The sequence below is a fragment of the Pedobacter sp. genome, assembly GCF_035566355.1.
Classification (GTDB): Bacteria; Bacteroidota; Bacteroidia; order Sphingobacteriales; family Sphingobacteriaceae; genus Pedobacter.
This window is the reverse complement of sequence record NZ_DATMRL010000463.1, coordinates 1-14,393: the sequence shown is the minus strand read 5'-3', so window position 1 is coordinate 14,393 and position 14,393 is coordinate 1. Positions and strand designations below refer to the sequence as shown.

Below are 14,393 nucleotides of genomic sequence, written 5' to 3'. Positions count from 1 at the left end.
AGACTAAAGGTTTTATAGGCCACCATGCCTTTGGAAAATCACATCAATACTATGCTTTAATCAGTAAGGAAGATTATAAACGCCATGCTACAGAAAAACTGATGGGCGGTTATTTCGAAAATTCTGTGGAAAGCATGTTTTCCTTTTTTGTTAGAGAGGAAAAAATTGACCTCAATGACGTAGATGAGATTTTAAAGATGATCAACAACATTAAAGACAAACAAAAATGAACTGGGCCCATTACATCCTGCAAGTCAATATTTACCTCGTGGTATTTTACGGCTTCTACAAACTGCTGTTGAACAAAGAGACATACTTCATGCTGAACCGCATTTATCTGCTGTCTGCAGGCATACTTTCGATAGTTATTCCATTCTTAAGATTTGAATGGTTTGCCAGTCAAACGGTCAGCCAACCTATTTATATGGGTGCCTATCAGCTCAATTCCTATATCAGCGAATTTAACCAGGCGCCCCCTGATTCCTATGCTGTATGGATCGGAAGCTTAATTGTCATGATTTATCTGGCAGGCCTGTTGTTCTTCACATCCAGACTGATTGCGCAGCTCTTCAGCGTATCAATATCCCTAAAGACAACAAAAAAAGGAACAGCATTTTCTTTCCTCAACAGGAAATCCATAGATCCGGACTTACCTAACGTTGACATCATTCATCAGCATGAGGATATCCACATTAAGCAATGGCATACCGCAGATGTTTTATTTTTTGAGGTATTGACTATACTCAACTGGTTCAATCCCATCCTTTATTTCTATAAACGCAGTATTCGAAACCTTCATGAATATCTGGCAGATGAGCAGGCGGCAAACTTCCAGGGGGATAAGGAAGAATACGCCATGCTTCTGCTGAGTAGTTCTTTCCAGGTTCCAAGAACTTCCCTGAACAATCATTTTTTCACTCAATCTCAACTTAAAAAAAGAATCACTATGTTGTACAAAGAAAAATCAAAAAAAAGAGCTGTACTGAAGTATGGCCTTTTCCTGCCTTTATTCGCATTGACTTTAACCCTATCGTCTGCGACACTTAGAACCAATGATAAAGTTGCCAAGCTTACAGAAGGCATTCCATTGAACACTTCATTCTTTATGTCGAATGGCTTACTTGATCAGAATGGACAACCCAGACAGGATAAAGTTTATGATTTTGTCAGTATCGAGAAACAACCAGAGTTTAAGGGTGGTATGAAGAAATTCTACGAATACCTGCACAGCTCTGTCAAATATCCCGAAGGTGCAGTAAAGAATAATATTCAAGGCAAAGTATTTCTATCCTTTATCGTAGAAAAAGACGGTAAACTCAACAATATTCATGTCGATAGAAAACTAGGCTATGGTACAGATGAAGAGGCTGTAAGAGTATTAGAAGAAAGCCCCAACTGGAATCCTGGATTGGTTAAAGGAAAACCAGTTAGGGTAAAATACAATATCCCAATCTCCTTTTCTTTAAGCAAATAGAAATCAGCCCCTTCTAAAAAGGACGAAGCCCCAACCAATACGGCAGGGGCTTCGTTTAATATCCTTGTCTCGAGATATAAATTTATTAAACTTCTTCCTCAGAAACAAATTTTGCCGAATAAAAATCTCTGTTCATCCTGGCTATATTTTCTAATGATATTCCTTTAGGGCATTCTGCTTCGCAGGCTCCGGTATTGGTGCAGTTACCAAAACCTTCCGCATCCATCTGCGAAACCATGCTTTGAACACGACGGTAACGTTCCGGCTGTCCCTGAGGCAATTGTGCCAGTTGTGAAATTTTTGCCGAAACAAACAGCATTGCCGAAGCATTTTTACACGTAGCCACGCAAGCACCACATCCGATACAGGCTGCAGCCTCGAAAGCCGAATCTGCCTTCACCTTAGGAATAGGGAGATTATTTGCATCCTGCGCATTTCCAGTATTCACAGAGATAAAACCTCCGGCTGCAATAACGCGGTCAAATGCCGTACGATCCACCATTAAATCCTTGATCACCGGGAATGCTTTTGCTCTCCATGGTTCCACAACGATGGTATCACCATCTTTAAAGGAACGCATATGCAGCTGACAGGTGGTTACCCCCTGAAGCGGTCCGTGAGGCTGGCCATTGATAAACATAGAGCAGGCCCCACAAATACCTTCGCGGCAATCGTGGTCAAAAACAACAGGTTCTTCTCCTTTGTCAACAAGGCCTTCGTTCAATACGTCAAACATTTCAAGGAATGACATATCAGGTGAAATATTAGATAATTTATAATCTACCAAACTACCTTTGGCAATGTTATTTTTTTGACGCCATACTTTCAGCGTTAAATTCATATTTCCTGTACTCATGGTATTGGGATTTTTTACCTATTTATAACTTCTTTGTGCAACCTTAATATTTTCAAACTTCAGCTCTTCTTTATGAAGTTCAAAAGTTACATCACCTTTGTATTCCCATGCAGAAACATAAGCGTAGTTCACATCATCTCTTAAAGCCTCGCCTTCTTCTGTCTGGTATTCTTCTCTGAAGTGACCGCCGCAAGACTCATTTCTGTTCAATGCATCCATACACATCAGTTCGCCCAGTTCAATAAAGTCAGCTACCCGGCCTGCTTTCTCCAGTTCCGGATTCAACTCATTGGCATCACCAGGAACACGCAGATCAGACCAGAATTCCTTGCGCAATTGCTGGATTTCCTCGATACCTTTTTTCAAACCTTCTGCATTACGCGCCATACCACATCTTTCCCACATGATCTTACCTAGTTTCTTGTGGAAATGATCTACCGATTTCGTTCCTTTTATCGCAAAGAACTTATCCAGAATCGCTTTTGCACTGGCTTCAGCTTCAACAAAGGCCGGGTGATCTGTCGGGATAGGCTTGGTGGCCAGTTCTTTTGACAAATAAGCGCCAATTGTATAAGGAATCACAAAATATCCATCTGCCAGACCCTGCATCAATGCGGATGCACCTAAGCGGTTTGCACCATGATCAGAGAAGTTGGCCTCCCCTAAAGCATATAAGCCCGGTACAGTGGTCATCAGATTATAATCTACCCATAAACCGCCCATGGTATAGTGAACTGCAGGATAAATACGCATAGGAAGCTCATATGGATCTTCTCCGGTAATCTGCTTGTACATGTCAAACAAGTTACCATATTTCTCTTTAATCACTTCCCTGCCCAGTCTCATGCAGGTTTCTTTATCTGGATTATGAATATTATGCTTATTGGCTTCTATCTTTCCATAACGTTCTGTATTGGCTTTAAAGTCCAGATAAACCGCTAATTTAGAAGCACCCACACCATATCCGGCATCACATCTTTCTTTGGCTGCACGAGAAGCCACGTCACGTGGCACCAGGTTACCAAAAGCAGGATACCTGCGCTCTAAATAATAATCTCTTTCGTCTTCAGGGATATCTGTTGCCTTACGCGGATCGTCTTTTTTCTTAGGTACCCAGATCCGTCCATCGTTTCGCAATGACTCAGACATCAGGGTCAGCTTGGACTGATGATCGCCTGAAACCGGAATACAGGTTGGGTGGATCTGTGTATAACAAGGGTTACCAAAGAACGCGCCTTTTTTGTGCGCTTTCCAGGCTGCTGTTACGTTACTGCCCATCGCATTGGTAGATAAATAAAATACGTTACCATAACCGCCGCTGCAAAGCAGTACAGCATGTCCAAAATGACGTTCCAGTTCACCGGTGATCAGGTTACGGGCAATAATACCACGTGCCTTTCCATCAATAACCACCACTTCCAGCATTTCATGACGGGTAAACATTTCTACTTTACCCATTCCCACCTGACGCTCTAAAGCACTGTATGCACCCAAAAGCAATTGCTGACCAGTTTGACCTGCAGCATAAAAAGTTCTTTGTACCTGTGTACCTCCAAAGGAACGGTTGTCTAACAAACCTCCGTATTCTCTGGCCAATGGCACACCTTGTGCCACACACTGGTCTATAATGTTCGCACTTACTTCTGCCAAACGATGTACGTTTGCTTCACGGGCGCGGTAATCACCACCTTTAATGGTATCATAGAATAAACGGTAAGTACTGTCTCCATCATTCTGATAGTTTTTTGCTGCATTGATACCACCCTGAGCCGCAATAGAGTGCGCTCTGCGGGGCGAATCCTGGAAACAAAAACATTTTACCTTATATCCCATTTCAGCCAGGGTAGCCGCGGCTGAAGCGCCTGCCAGTCCTGATCCTACCACGATGATCTCTATACTCCTTTTATTGGCTGGATTTACCAAAGGCATAGAAGAACGTAACTTAGTCCATTTTTCGGTTAATTCACCTTCTGGTATATGAGCATTTAATTCTGCCATGTTATTTTAAGCTTATACGTTCAAAAATTAATTAATAAAACCTGCATAGATTGCAATTGGCATTAAAGCGAAAAGCAACGCGATGATAATAGAATACCATACACCAACGCCTTTAATAAGCGGCGTATATTTCTTATGGTTCCATCCCAAAGTTTGAAATGCAGAGGAAAAACCGTGTAATAAGTGATAAGCAAGGGAAACCATTGCCAGCACATACAATACAACGATCCAGATATTTTTAAAAGTTTCCTTCATCACAGCAAACAGATCTTCATGTCCATTCGCATCAGTCGTAGGAATACCGGTAAACCGGGATACTACCCAAAAATTAGACAAATGCACAATTAAAAAGATCAGCAACAGGGTACCCAGTAAGCCCATGGAGCGGGAATACCACTTACTATTTGCATTACCGTTGCTTACCGCATATTTTACCGGACGCGCTGCCTGGTTCTGAAAAGTTAAACGTGCACCCTGAACAATGTGTGCAATAAGCCCTACAAACAGGACAATCTCTCCAGCCCTGATCAGCCAGTTGGTGGCCATAAAATGCGCCCCAATATTAAAAGTAAGTCCACCGTCATTGATAAAGATCAGTGCATTGATAAAGCAATGCACTATTAAAAATAAAACCAAGAACAGGCCGGTAATGCCCATTATTAATTTTTTTCCGATAGAGGAGGAAAAAGCGTTTCCGAAACTAGCCATTTGATTGTTTTTTTATAATTCTATTCCTGCAAAAGTATTTAATAAATGAATTAAATTGGTAATTCCAAGCACAAATCGACTATTTAGAAACGTTCTAAGATGACATAAGGATGATAAATAAAAAAGGGGAGCTCTAATGAAGCTCCCCTTTCACTTAAAATTTTTAAGGCTTAGAACGCAATCGTAAATTTACCATTGTCTCCAACGCCTGAGATGGTTGTTCTTCCGTTTCTGGAAGTAGGCAATGCCTCTTCTACATCTTTTGCACTATTCACCGCCTTACCATTGATTGAAGTAATCAGCGTACCTCTTGAAATATCAAAAGAGTCAAATGCTTTCCCTTCTTCCACATTAGTGACCACCACACCATTTCTCACACCATATTTCGCTTTTAATCCAGCTGGTGCTGGTGAAAACGAAGCGCCCAGTTTAGAAATGCTTGCTCCGGTAGATTTGGCGCCATTGGCTTTAGCCACAACGCCTACACTCTTATCACCTCTTAAGGTAACACTCATATCTCTTAGCTGACCATCTCTTAAAATTGTCAGGTTAACTTTATCACCTGGACTCAGACGTCCTATTTTTTCCTGAAGATCAGGAGAATCGTAGATCACATTACCTTCTACTTTTTTAATGATATCACCCGGTTTAATTCCTGCAGCCGCACCACCGCCATCAGGCATTACATCGCTCACATATAAACCGTCTATATCTTTAACTTTCAGACGTTCGGCCTGATCCGCATCAAGTGGGGTAAAAGTAACGCCGATATAACCGCGTTTTACTGCGCCATACTTTTTAAAATCCTCCAGGATTTTTTTAGCAAGGTTTACTGGAATTGCAAAACCATAACCTTCATTTGTTCCTGTTTGAGAAGCAATAGCGGCATTGATACCGATCAATTCACCATTTGCATTGACTAAAGCACCACCGCTGTTTCCTGGGTTAATGGCGGCATCGGTCTGAATATACGATTCAATGCTGCTGTTGGCTGGTCTTTTACCTGTTCTTTGGTATTGTTCATATTCTTCTTCAGTTGGCTGCTGATTTCTGGCCAAAATCCCAATAGATCTGGATTTAGCACTTACAATACCTGCAGTTACTGTGGTTTGCAGATCTAATGGGAAGCCTACGGCCAATACCCACTCTCCAACCTGTACATTATCTGAATTACCCATCTTTACCACTGGTAAATCTGTTGCCTCAACTTTAATCAATGCAAGGTCTGTATTTGGATCAGCACCAATTACTTTGGCAATCACTTTTTTCCTGTTCGACAAAACCACTTCAACTTTCTCCGCATTCTCTACCACATGGTTATTGGTTACAATATATCCGTCGGGCGTTAAGATTACTCCTGATCCTGATGCTGCCCTTGGAGCACGGGATCTGCCCCCGCCGCCAAAAAACTGTTCCATCATATCCATTGGAGAAGAACCCCCGCTGTTATTTGAACTGTTAAATGTTGTTCTGATGTGCACTACTGCCGGTGAAACCGCAGCTGCCGCCTGCACAAAATCTACTGCCCCTGCCGAGGAAATCTTAATCGGGTTACTTGCAAAAAGCACCTTTTGCTTTTCTTCAATAGACATCCCATCCTGACCGCGCTCTAAAAATCTATAGGCGCCAATTGCTGCAGCACCACCTACCAGTGCCGCTAAAATTACTAATCCTATCCTTTTCATTTGTTCTGTATGTTTATGGTGTATATCAATTATTATATCTGTTTCAAAACATCATTAATCCGGTTTTAATGGCTGTAAATGAGTGAAATAATTATTTTTATAATCCTATGTTCAAATTTAATACCATATGCACGATATTTGTATCTGCTCAGCATCATTATTTAGTTAAAAAATGTTAAATCGGGAGCAAATAAAATAAATGAACATTCCATTCTATAAATACCAGGGCGCCGGCAACGACTTCATTCTGATCGACAACAGAAAAAAAGAATACAACCAACTGAATTATAAAGATATAGAAAAAATATGTGATCGGCGATTTGGGGTTGGCGGCGACGGATTAATGTTGCTGCAGGAGCATCCTGGCTATGATTTTGAGATGCTTTATTTTAATGCGGATGGCAGGCCGGGAAGTATGTGCGGTAACGGTGGACGTTGCATCGTTGCTTTTGCCAAATTCCTGGGCATTATCGACATAAAAACTGACTTTTTGGCTGTAGACGGTCCGCATCACGCCAAAATTACAGCTGAAGGCAACTGGGTAGAATTACAGATGATCGATGTGGACCACATCAGCCAGGATGGTGAGGCTTATGTATTGAACACAGGTTCTCCTCACTATGTAGAGCAGGTTACTGACCTGGAAAGACTGGATGTATATCTGGAAGGAAAATCCATCCGGAACAATGATACCTACAAAGAACAGGGCATTAATGTGAATTTCATAGAAGACAAGGGCGACCATCTCTTTGTAAGAACCTTCGAAAGGGGGGTTGAAGATGAAACTTACGCTTGCGGAACAGGTGTTACCGCTGTCGCTTTATCTATGGCTAAACATAAAGGTCAGAGTGGCCATATCAGCACACCCATCAAAGTATTGGGCGGAAAGCTCCGCATTGAATTTGATTATGATGGAGATGTCTTCACCGATATTTTTCTTTGTGGACCAGCAGAGCAGGTCTTTGCCGGAACAATCGACGTTTAATCTCCTTCGGCAAGGTGTGCAGCAATGCCAATTTTAATCTCACCAAAACTGTATTCTCTGCCAAGACGATCCCGGATAGGATTCATTTGTAAGGTCTTAAGGTCGCGGATAGCCTCCAGGATCTTTTGAAGTTTTTTAGCCCCTATAATCTCTTTTGCAGAGATTTCCTGCCTTGCAATGTAGTGAGCCAAATGACCTTCTATAGTCCCAAGCGCCATTTTTCTTTCTGTAGCTATTTCCTGTACTGTCTTGCCTTCTTTCAACAACTGGAGGGAGAGCTCCTTTGTATCTACTTTTGGAACCTTTTCTTTGGCCTCCGTCTTTTTCGTCTTCGATGTCTTGCTTTTTTTTGCCGTAAAATCCAGTGTATTAGGCATCGCGAATACCTTTTTCATTTCAAATTCACGATTGGCTTCATCCAGCAGGTCATTGACATCTTTTTTTGTAAATTCTTCTCCCCTTATCGTCGCTTTCAGAAGCGCAGTAGCCTTCCTGATATTTTTATATTGTTCGTAGAACAGAGACTCCATCTCCAACAGTTCTGTTAGAAAAGCAACCACTTGCTTATCCTGTTTAACCAGCTCCATACGGTCAAAAATATTCTTTGACATCCGCTGAAGCAATGGATTAAAATAATTCTCTGCTGCAATTGTACGGTCCAGCAGCAAATTCAAACCAGCTTCAGTCTTATCCGCACAAAGCCGCTGTATCTGAGCCAAAAACTTGCTGGCATTCACCTTTTGTTCACTCAGTTCCCTCAACAATTGCTGAGCCCACTTAAAATGCTTTTGTTTCGCCGATTTATTCAGATCTTTGGTATAGGAATGAACATGCTCATAAACATAATTATCAAGGCTCGTTAAATCAAAACACTTTAGAAGATAGCGCTGCAAAAACACTTCACTCTCCGATTTAATCTGATCGCCAAGCACTGATCCGTCGACCTTATTTTTAGAAAAAAGAGAAACATTTGGATCCTGACGGATACCTGCTGAAGGAAGTGGGGAAGTGAGTACCAAGCCATCCAAAGACCGGAGCCGGGACAAGGCCACATAAATTTGACCCGGCGCGAAAGCATTGCCAATATCGACAATCGCCTTATCAAATGTCAAACCCTGACTTTTATGCACAGTAATTGCCCAAGCCAGCTTGATCGGGTATTGTATAAACTTTCCGATCACCTCTTCCTTAATCTCATGGGTTACTTTATCAGTGGTATATCTGATATTCTTCCAGGTATATTTTTCCAGTTTGATCCGCTCCCGCTCTCCTTCCGTTTCTACTTCAACAGCATCGGCTGCCAATGACACCACGGTTGCAATTTTTCCATTAAAGAATCTCTTTTCCGGCGAAGGATCATTTTTGATAAACATGATCTGTGCACCTACTTTCAATTCAAGACTCTGCTCTGCCGGATAGGAGGACTCACTGAATTCATCTTCAATGGCCGATTTATAAAAATAAGACGGAGATTTCAACGCGTCCAGACTTTGCCTGTTCAAAGCATCCGCCCTTTGGTTGTGCGTTGTCAGGGTAATGTATTTTTCTGTAACAGGCGGGCTGAAATTCTCTTTATAATGTTGTTGCAGTAAGGCCACATCTGCAGCAGTAGCCGCGTTATTCCTCAGATTATTCAAGAGGTTAATAAAAACCTCATCTGCTTGTCTGTACACCTTTTCCAATTCTATATAAATAGGCGGGTGATGCAGCAATGCATGAGCATCAAAAAAATAAGGACTCTGATAAAATGTACTTAACAAAGGCCATTCGCTGGATTTCACTACCGGTGGCAGCTGATGCAAATCACCAATAAAAAGTACCTGTACGCCTCCAAAACTTGAATTATCTCTCCGTATATAACGAAGTACCATATCTATGGCATCCAAAAGATCTGCCCGCAGCATACTGACCTCATCAATGATCAGCAACTCCAGATCCGTAAAGATCCGGCGTTTGGTGCTGTTCATCTGCAGATGCCGGACAATAGATTTAGGCGTATTGTAGTGTTGATTTCCCTGCACTTCTCCTGCCACCGGCTGCTTGGGCAGGTAAGTCCCGAAGGGAAGCTGGAAAAGGGAGTGTATCGTTACTCCCGCTGCGTTAATGGCTGCTATTCCTGTTGGCGCTACAATAACCGCCCTTTTATGGGTCAGCTCGATTAAATTCCTGAGAAAAGTAGTTTTACCGGTACCAGCCTTTCCGGTAAGAAAAATGTGTCTGGAGGTATAATTGATAAATTTTGCAGCAAGCTCAGCAGGATTCGTTTCAGCCATGAAACAAAGATAGCAAGATTTTGATTAATCCATTAAAAAATTAATTAACCAAAAGCTTATATCCTTTACCGTGAACATTCAAAATCTCTACCTTTGGGTCTTCCCGCAGGTATTTACGCAACTTACTTAAAAACACATCCATACTCCGTCCGTTAAAATAATTATCATCGTGCCAGATGCTCAGCAAAGCTTCTTCACGGGTCAGTACAGAATTTTTCTTTAAACAAAGCAATTGCAAGAGTTCCGCCTCCTTGGTAGACAGTTTCTGTTGTTGTCCGTTAAACCAAATGAGCTGTGTGGTATAATCAAACACATAATTCCCAATTTCAAACTGGGTTTGCTGAGGCTCCTTCTCATCAGATTCCCTGGCGGCTGAGACCCTTTTCAGTAAAGCATTGATGCGAAGCAGCAATTCTTCTATTCTAAATGGCTTAGTAATATAATCGTCTCCTCCCAGATCGTAAGCAGAGGCCTTATCTTCCATCATAGCTTTCGCAGTTGCAAAAATAATAGGCACATGCTGATTGATCTTTCTGATCTCTTTACCCAGTGTAAAGCCATCTTTTTTTGGCATCATCACATCCAGGATACACAGATCAAAGCTCTGCTTATGAAATGCACGCAAACCTTCGTCCCCGTCAACACACAACACAACATCAAACTTACCTTTTAACTGCAGATAATCCTGTAAGAGCAAGCCCAGGTTTGGATCATCTTCCACAAGTAGAATTTTTTTGAGCATATATAAAGATATTTAAATTAATGGTAAAGTTATTTCAAAAACAGTCCCCTTGTCTTTTTCACTCTGCACTTTAATATTTCCGCCCAGCTGGGTAACAATATCCTGCACATAATTCAAACCCAGACCAAAACCTTTTACATCGTGCAGGTTTCCGGTTGGAACCCGGTAAAACTGATCAAAAATCCGCTTGGTCTGATCTTTCGTCATTCCAATTCCATGATCGGTAATTTGGATTAAGAGATTTCGCGGGGTATTTTTCGTTGTAATTTCAATGACCGGACTTTCCATACTGTACTTATTTGCGTTATCGATCAGGTTATAGATCACATTGGAAAGGTGTAACTCATCCCCCTTAACTACCGGATGCACGGCATCCAGATTGAGGGTCAGTGTTGCATTTCTTTTCTGGAGCTGCAGGCTCATACTATCTGCCACCGCAGCAATCAGATCATTCATATCGACCTCTGTTTTTTCAAGGTGGAGCTCATTTTTTTCCAACCTGGCGATACTCAGCACACGCTCAATATGGTTGCCTAAACGGACATTTTCATCATAAATAATTCCCGCAAGCCGTTTAATGCGGCTTTTATCTTCTACAATCTCCGGATCTTTAAGTGCCTCACTGGCAATCATAATTGTCGCCACCGGAGTTTTAAACTCATGTGTCATGTTGTTGATGAAATCCGTTTTCATCTCTGAGATTTTCTTTTGCCTTAATATAGCGTAAAGCGTATAAGAGAAAATAAAAATCAGGATCAGCAACAATCCGCCAGAGGAAGCAAGCGTAACTCCCATATTACCAAAAATGGCCTCACTTTTATTCGGAAAACTAACATAGAGCATTCCGGGATCTCTTAAGATATCATTGCTAAACAAAGTTGTTTGATAGGTATTGGAGGGTAAAACCTCTGCTGCTGTATTGGAGACTTTTTTATACAGCAAAGAATCCCTATTGACCAGTTTCACCCAGAAATCATAGGGAAGGTCAATATTATTATTGACCAGTTCTCTTTTAATAAGGGTATCCAGCACATCTTTTGAAATTCTTTGGGTTATTGGAACATCTCCCCTTTCCATCTCCTTTGCTGTTTCCTCCACCAAATTAAAATTACTGGAATTGAATAATGGAACGGTATCCGCTTTCAATTGTTTCATTTCCCGTTCATAACGCCTTTTTGCCAGAGTATCATCTCTGTTAAACCGCAACGCAACATCCCCATCGACCGTAGCTACAGACACTTTTAGAGGTTTTCCATCCAGCTTATTATAGACCAGGTAGCGAATACTATCGGGAAGTTTATAAGGGCGCATACTAAATGTTCTTGCCCTGGAAAGCATAAATGTCTTTCTAACATTGCCGCCAACAACATTCAGATCTGAATCAAAAGCGACACTTACATCTACATTTAAAGGTGTTGTAGACTGACTGCTTAAGGCAATATAATCGGCCTCTGAAATGATGGTCGGATTTAAATAGACCGCCCTGATGATGCTGTCCTGGAGATTCAGGTCGTCAATGATCATACGCTGTTGTTCAAACTTACGCTTGCGTTCCCCCTCCTTATAACGTTCTTCCAGGCCAGCAATCGTCTTTTCTTTATCACGCTGCTCCTTTTCTCTCTTCAATCTCCACTCAAAATCCTTCCGTGTAATCAAACTGGCTGCATTCCTCCGTTGTACCTTGTTTACTACAGCAGTTAAAGCCTGGTTAACATTTTGTTTAAACACCTCAGAATTTAGTTCATAGGCCTGCCTGATGTAATATAACTGCATTACAACCACACCTACCAGCGCAATAGTCATCAGCGCGGTAATCAGCCAAAAGCTCCTTTTCTTCATGATCTATTCAAAATTAACGAAGCATGAACATAAAGCTGTGTTTTTAACACTTTTTAACTTAAAGGCTTAGCCTTTCCAGACCTTATTCACGCATTGTTTTCAAGGCTCTTGTCCAGCGAAGCAACTCTTTCAACATATTATCTGCAGCAATTAAGGAGATCTCGCCTGGCACAAATTCATTTTGCTCGTTAATCAGTTTCGCAAAAAACGGAATAAATACGGCATCTGCCAGAGGAACGATCTTTAAGGTAGCAAGGTCTCCCTTTAAACTGTTTGCTGCCCGCGTACCAGCGGAGATCCCTCCATAACTGACTATGCCGGACGCTTTATAAGCCCATTCCTTTTGCAGATATTCCAGTGCATTTCTCAATGGGGCAGGATACCCAAAATTATATTCCCCGGTCACAAAAATAAAGGCATCAGCACTGTTAATTTTAGCACTCCAGTCTTTGGTATGCTGATGCTGATATTTCTGGAGCGAGGGATGATTGGGCTCATCCATCATCGGGAGCTTTACTTCTCCAAGATCCAGCAGTTCCACTTCAAAATCCTCATTTCGGCGGGCAATGTCCGCTATCCAATTGGCGATTACAGGACCTTTCCTCCCAGGCCGTACAGTAGCAGATATAATTTTCAGCTTATACATCGTTCCTTATTTTTAAATTATAACATCTGCTGACTGCATCTTGTTTAGTGATTTAATTACATTTGAGGTTATGAACCAGATTCAACAAGAAAAACGTCCGGCAGGATTAAGTTTTATTTTCATTACCCTTTTGATTGATGTAATAGGACTAGCCATTATTATACCTGTTTTCCCCAAGCTCATTGAAGGCCTCATTCACGGCAATGTTAGCGACGCATCGCGGATTTCCGGCCTGCTTCTGGTGGCCTATGCCGTCATGCAGTTTCTCTGCGCACCCCTGGTTGGAAACTTAAGTGATAAATATGGACGAAGACCTGTACTCCTTTTTTCTTTACTGGGATTCGGGATCGATTATCTGTTCCTTGCCTTTGCGCCTACCATTGGCTGGCTGTTTGTCGGCCGGATCATTGCAGGGATCACCGGCGCCAGTTTTACTACAGCTTCCGCTTATATTGCAGATGTCAGTACACCTGAAAAACGTGCCCAAAACTTTGGAATGATCGGCGTGGCTTTTGGTCTTGGTTTTATCCTTGGCCCTGTAATCGGAGGCATCCTGGGAAAAATAGACACCCATTATCCCTTTTATGCAGCAGCGGCCCTGGCTTTCATCAATGCTTTATACGGCTTCTTTATACTTCCGGAATCTTTATCCAAAGAGCACCGCCGGCCTCTTGACTGGAAAAGATGTAATCCTTTGGGTACCCTGATACAACTCAGGAAATATCCCTCCGTGATCAATCTATCGGTATGTTTATTCGTTGTATATTTTGCCGGGCATGCCGTGCAAAGTGTATGGACCTTTTACACCATGCAAAAGTTCAAGTGGAGTGAGGATCTGGTGGGCTATTCCCTGGGTTTCATCGGACTTATGATCGCTGTTGTGCAGGGCGGCCTGATCCGGATTGCGATCCCCAAACTTGGGCAGGAACGCAGCATCTGGATTGGCCTCACACTCTATGCCATAGGCATGGTCCTTTTTGGCCTGGCCAACAAGAGCTGGATGATGTTTGCCTATATGGTGCCCTATGCTTTAGGTGGCATCGCTGGCCCGGCGCTGCAAGGTATTATGACCAATCAGGTTCCCGCAAACGAACAGGGAGAACTGCAAGGGGGCTTAACCAGCTTAATGAGCCTGAGCTCTATTTTCGGCCCCTGGTTTATGACCTATATCTTTTACTACTTTACCA

General features: G+C 42.1%; 12 protein-coding genes. 4 read left to right on the top strand and 8 right to left on the bottom strand.

Annotation, left to right across the window (positions count from 1 at the left end; genetic code table 11):
- Positions 1-230, top strand: a 230-nt coding sequence (locus VNZ46_RS17950) for a BlaI/MecI/CopY family transcriptional regulator (protein ID WP_325561406.1), incomplete at its 5' end; no start/stop codon positions are given.
- Entirely contained in the window at positions 227-1,474 is a 1,248-nt protein-coding gene (locus VNZ46_RS17945) for a M56 family metallopeptidase (RefSeq protein WP_325561405.1), read from the top strand. The genes VNZ46_RS17950 and VNZ46_RS17945, both read left to right, overlap by 4 nt.
- Before the next feature lie 85 nt (positions 1,475-1,559).
- Here the strand turns inward: VNZ46_RS17945 and VNZ46_RS17940 are convergent, their stop codons facing one another.
- From VNZ46_RS17940 to VNZ46_RS17925, 4 genes are all read right to left on the bottom strand, one after another.
- Positions 1,560-2,330: a succinate dehydrogenase/fumarate reductase iron-sulfur subunit gene (locus VNZ46_RS17940; RefSeq protein ID WP_108555347.1), complete on the bottom strand. Its 771-nt coding sequence runs from the start codon at positions 2,328-2,330 to the stop codon at positions 1,560-1,562.
- An 18-nt stretch (positions 2,331-2,348) separates the two neighbouring features.
- Complete coding sequence (locus VNZ46_RS17935; RefSeq protein WP_325561404.1) at positions 2,349-4,328, bottom strand: fumarate reductase/succinate dehydrogenase flavoprotein subunit; 1,980 nt, start codon at positions 4,326-4,328, stop codon at positions 2,349-2,351.
- Between the two features lie 27 nt (positions 4,329-4,355).
- The gene (locus VNZ46_RS17930) at positions 4,356-5,036 is read right to left on the bottom strand and encodes a succinate dehydrogenase cytochrome b subunit (RefSeq protein WP_199076160.1); all 681 of its coding nucleotides are present in this window, start codon (positions 5,034-5,036) and stop codon (positions 4,356-4,358) included.
- Positions 5,037-5,206: 170 nt separating this feature from the next.
- Positions 5,207-6,721 (bottom strand): trypsin-like peptidase domain-containing protein, encoded by a 1,515-nt coding sequence (locus VNZ46_RS17925; protein WP_325561403.1) that lies wholly within the window; start codon positions 6,719-6,721, stop codon positions 5,207-5,209.
- Between the two features lie 199 nt (positions 6,722-6,920).
- Here VNZ46_RS17925 and dapF point away from each other — a divergent pair, with 199 nt between their 5' ends.
- Positions 6,921-7,706, top strand: a complete 786-nt coding sequence (gene dapF, locus VNZ46_RS17920; RefSeq protein WP_325561402.1) for a diaminopimelate epimerase — start codon at positions 6,921-6,923, stop codon at positions 7,704-7,706.
- On the opposite strand, the gene VNZ46_RS17915 is transcribed toward dapF, so the two are convergent.
- The 4 genes from VNZ46_RS17915 to VNZ46_RS17900 all read right to left on the bottom strand — a co-directional run bounded on the left by VNZ46_RS17915 (position 7,703) and on the right by VNZ46_RS17900 (position 13,206).
- Positions 7,703-9,979, bottom strand: a complete 2,277-nt coding sequence (locus tag VNZ46_RS17915; protein WP_325561401.1) for a helix-turn-helix domain-containing protein — start codon at positions 9,977-9,979, stop codon at positions 7,703-7,705. The two genes, dapF and VNZ46_RS17915, sit on opposite strands and share 4 nt — an antisense overlap.
- Before the next feature lie 40 nt (positions 9,980-10,019).
- Positions 10,020-10,721 (bottom strand): response regulator transcription factor, encoded by a 702-nt coding sequence (locus VNZ46_RS17910; RefSeq protein ID WP_325561400.1) that lies wholly within the window; start codon positions 10,719-10,721, stop codon positions 10,020-10,022.
- A gap of 12 nt (positions 10,722-10,733) precedes the next feature.
- Entirely contained in the window at positions 10,734-12,560 is a 1,827-nt protein-coding gene (locus VNZ46_RS17905; RefSeq protein ID WP_325561399.1) for a HAMP domain-containing sensor histidine kinase, read from the bottom strand.
- Between the two features lie 82 nt (positions 12,561-12,642).
- Positions 12,643-13,206: an NAD(P)H-dependent oxidoreductase gene (locus VNZ46_RS17900; RefSeq protein WP_325561398.1), complete on the bottom strand. Its 564-nt coding sequence runs from the start codon at positions 13,204-13,206 to the stop codon at positions 12,643-12,645.
- Positions 13,207-13,276: 70 nt separating this feature from the next.
- Here VNZ46_RS17900 and VNZ46_RS17895 point away from each other — a divergent pair.
- The coding region (locus tag VNZ46_RS17895; RefSeq protein ID WP_325561397.1) for a TCR/Tet family MFS transporter at positions 13,277-14,393 on the top strand (1,117 nt) is incomplete at its 3' end.

Excerpts from the sequence above, each read along its gene's own strand:
- VNZ46_RS17945 (WP_325561405.1), top strand. The coding sequence starts at position 227 with ATGAACTGGGCCCATTACATCCTGCAAGTCAATATTTACCTCGTGGTA.
- VNZ46_RS17940 (WP_108555347.1), bottom strand. The coding sequence starts at position 2,330 with ATGAGTACAGGAAATATGAATTTAACGCTGAAAGTATGGCGTCAAAAA.
- VNZ46_RS17935 (WP_325561404.1), bottom strand. The coding sequence starts at position 4,328 with ATGGCAGAATTAAATGCTCATATACCAGAAGGTGAATTAACCGAAAAA.
- VNZ46_RS17930 (WP_199076160.1), bottom strand. The coding sequence starts at position 5,036 with ATGGCTAGTTTCGGAAACGCTTTTTCCTCCTCTATCGGAAAAAAATTA.
- VNZ46_RS17925 (WP_325561403.1), bottom strand. The coding sequence starts at position 6,721 with ATGAAAAGGATAGGATTAGTAATTTTAGCGGCACTGGTAGGTGGTGCT.
- dapF (WP_325561402.1), top strand. The coding sequence starts at position 6,921 with ATGAACATTCCATTCTATAAATACCAGGGCGCCGGCAACGACTTCATT.
- VNZ46_RS17915 (WP_325561401.1), bottom strand. The coding sequence starts at position 9,979 with ATGGCTGAAACGAATCCTGCTGAGCTTGCTGCAAAATTTATCAATTAT.
- VNZ46_RS17910 (WP_325561400.1), bottom strand. The coding sequence starts at position 10,721 with ATGCTCAAAAAAATTCTACTTGTGGAAGATGATCCAAACCTGGGCTTG.
- VNZ46_RS17905 (WP_325561399.1), bottom strand. The coding sequence starts at position 12,560 with ATGAAGAAAAGGAGCTTTTGGCTGATTACCGCGCTGATGACTATTGCG.
- VNZ46_RS17900 (WP_325561398.1), bottom strand. The coding sequence starts at position 13,206 with ATGTATAAGCTGAAAATTATATCTGCTACTGTACGGCCTGGGAGGAAA.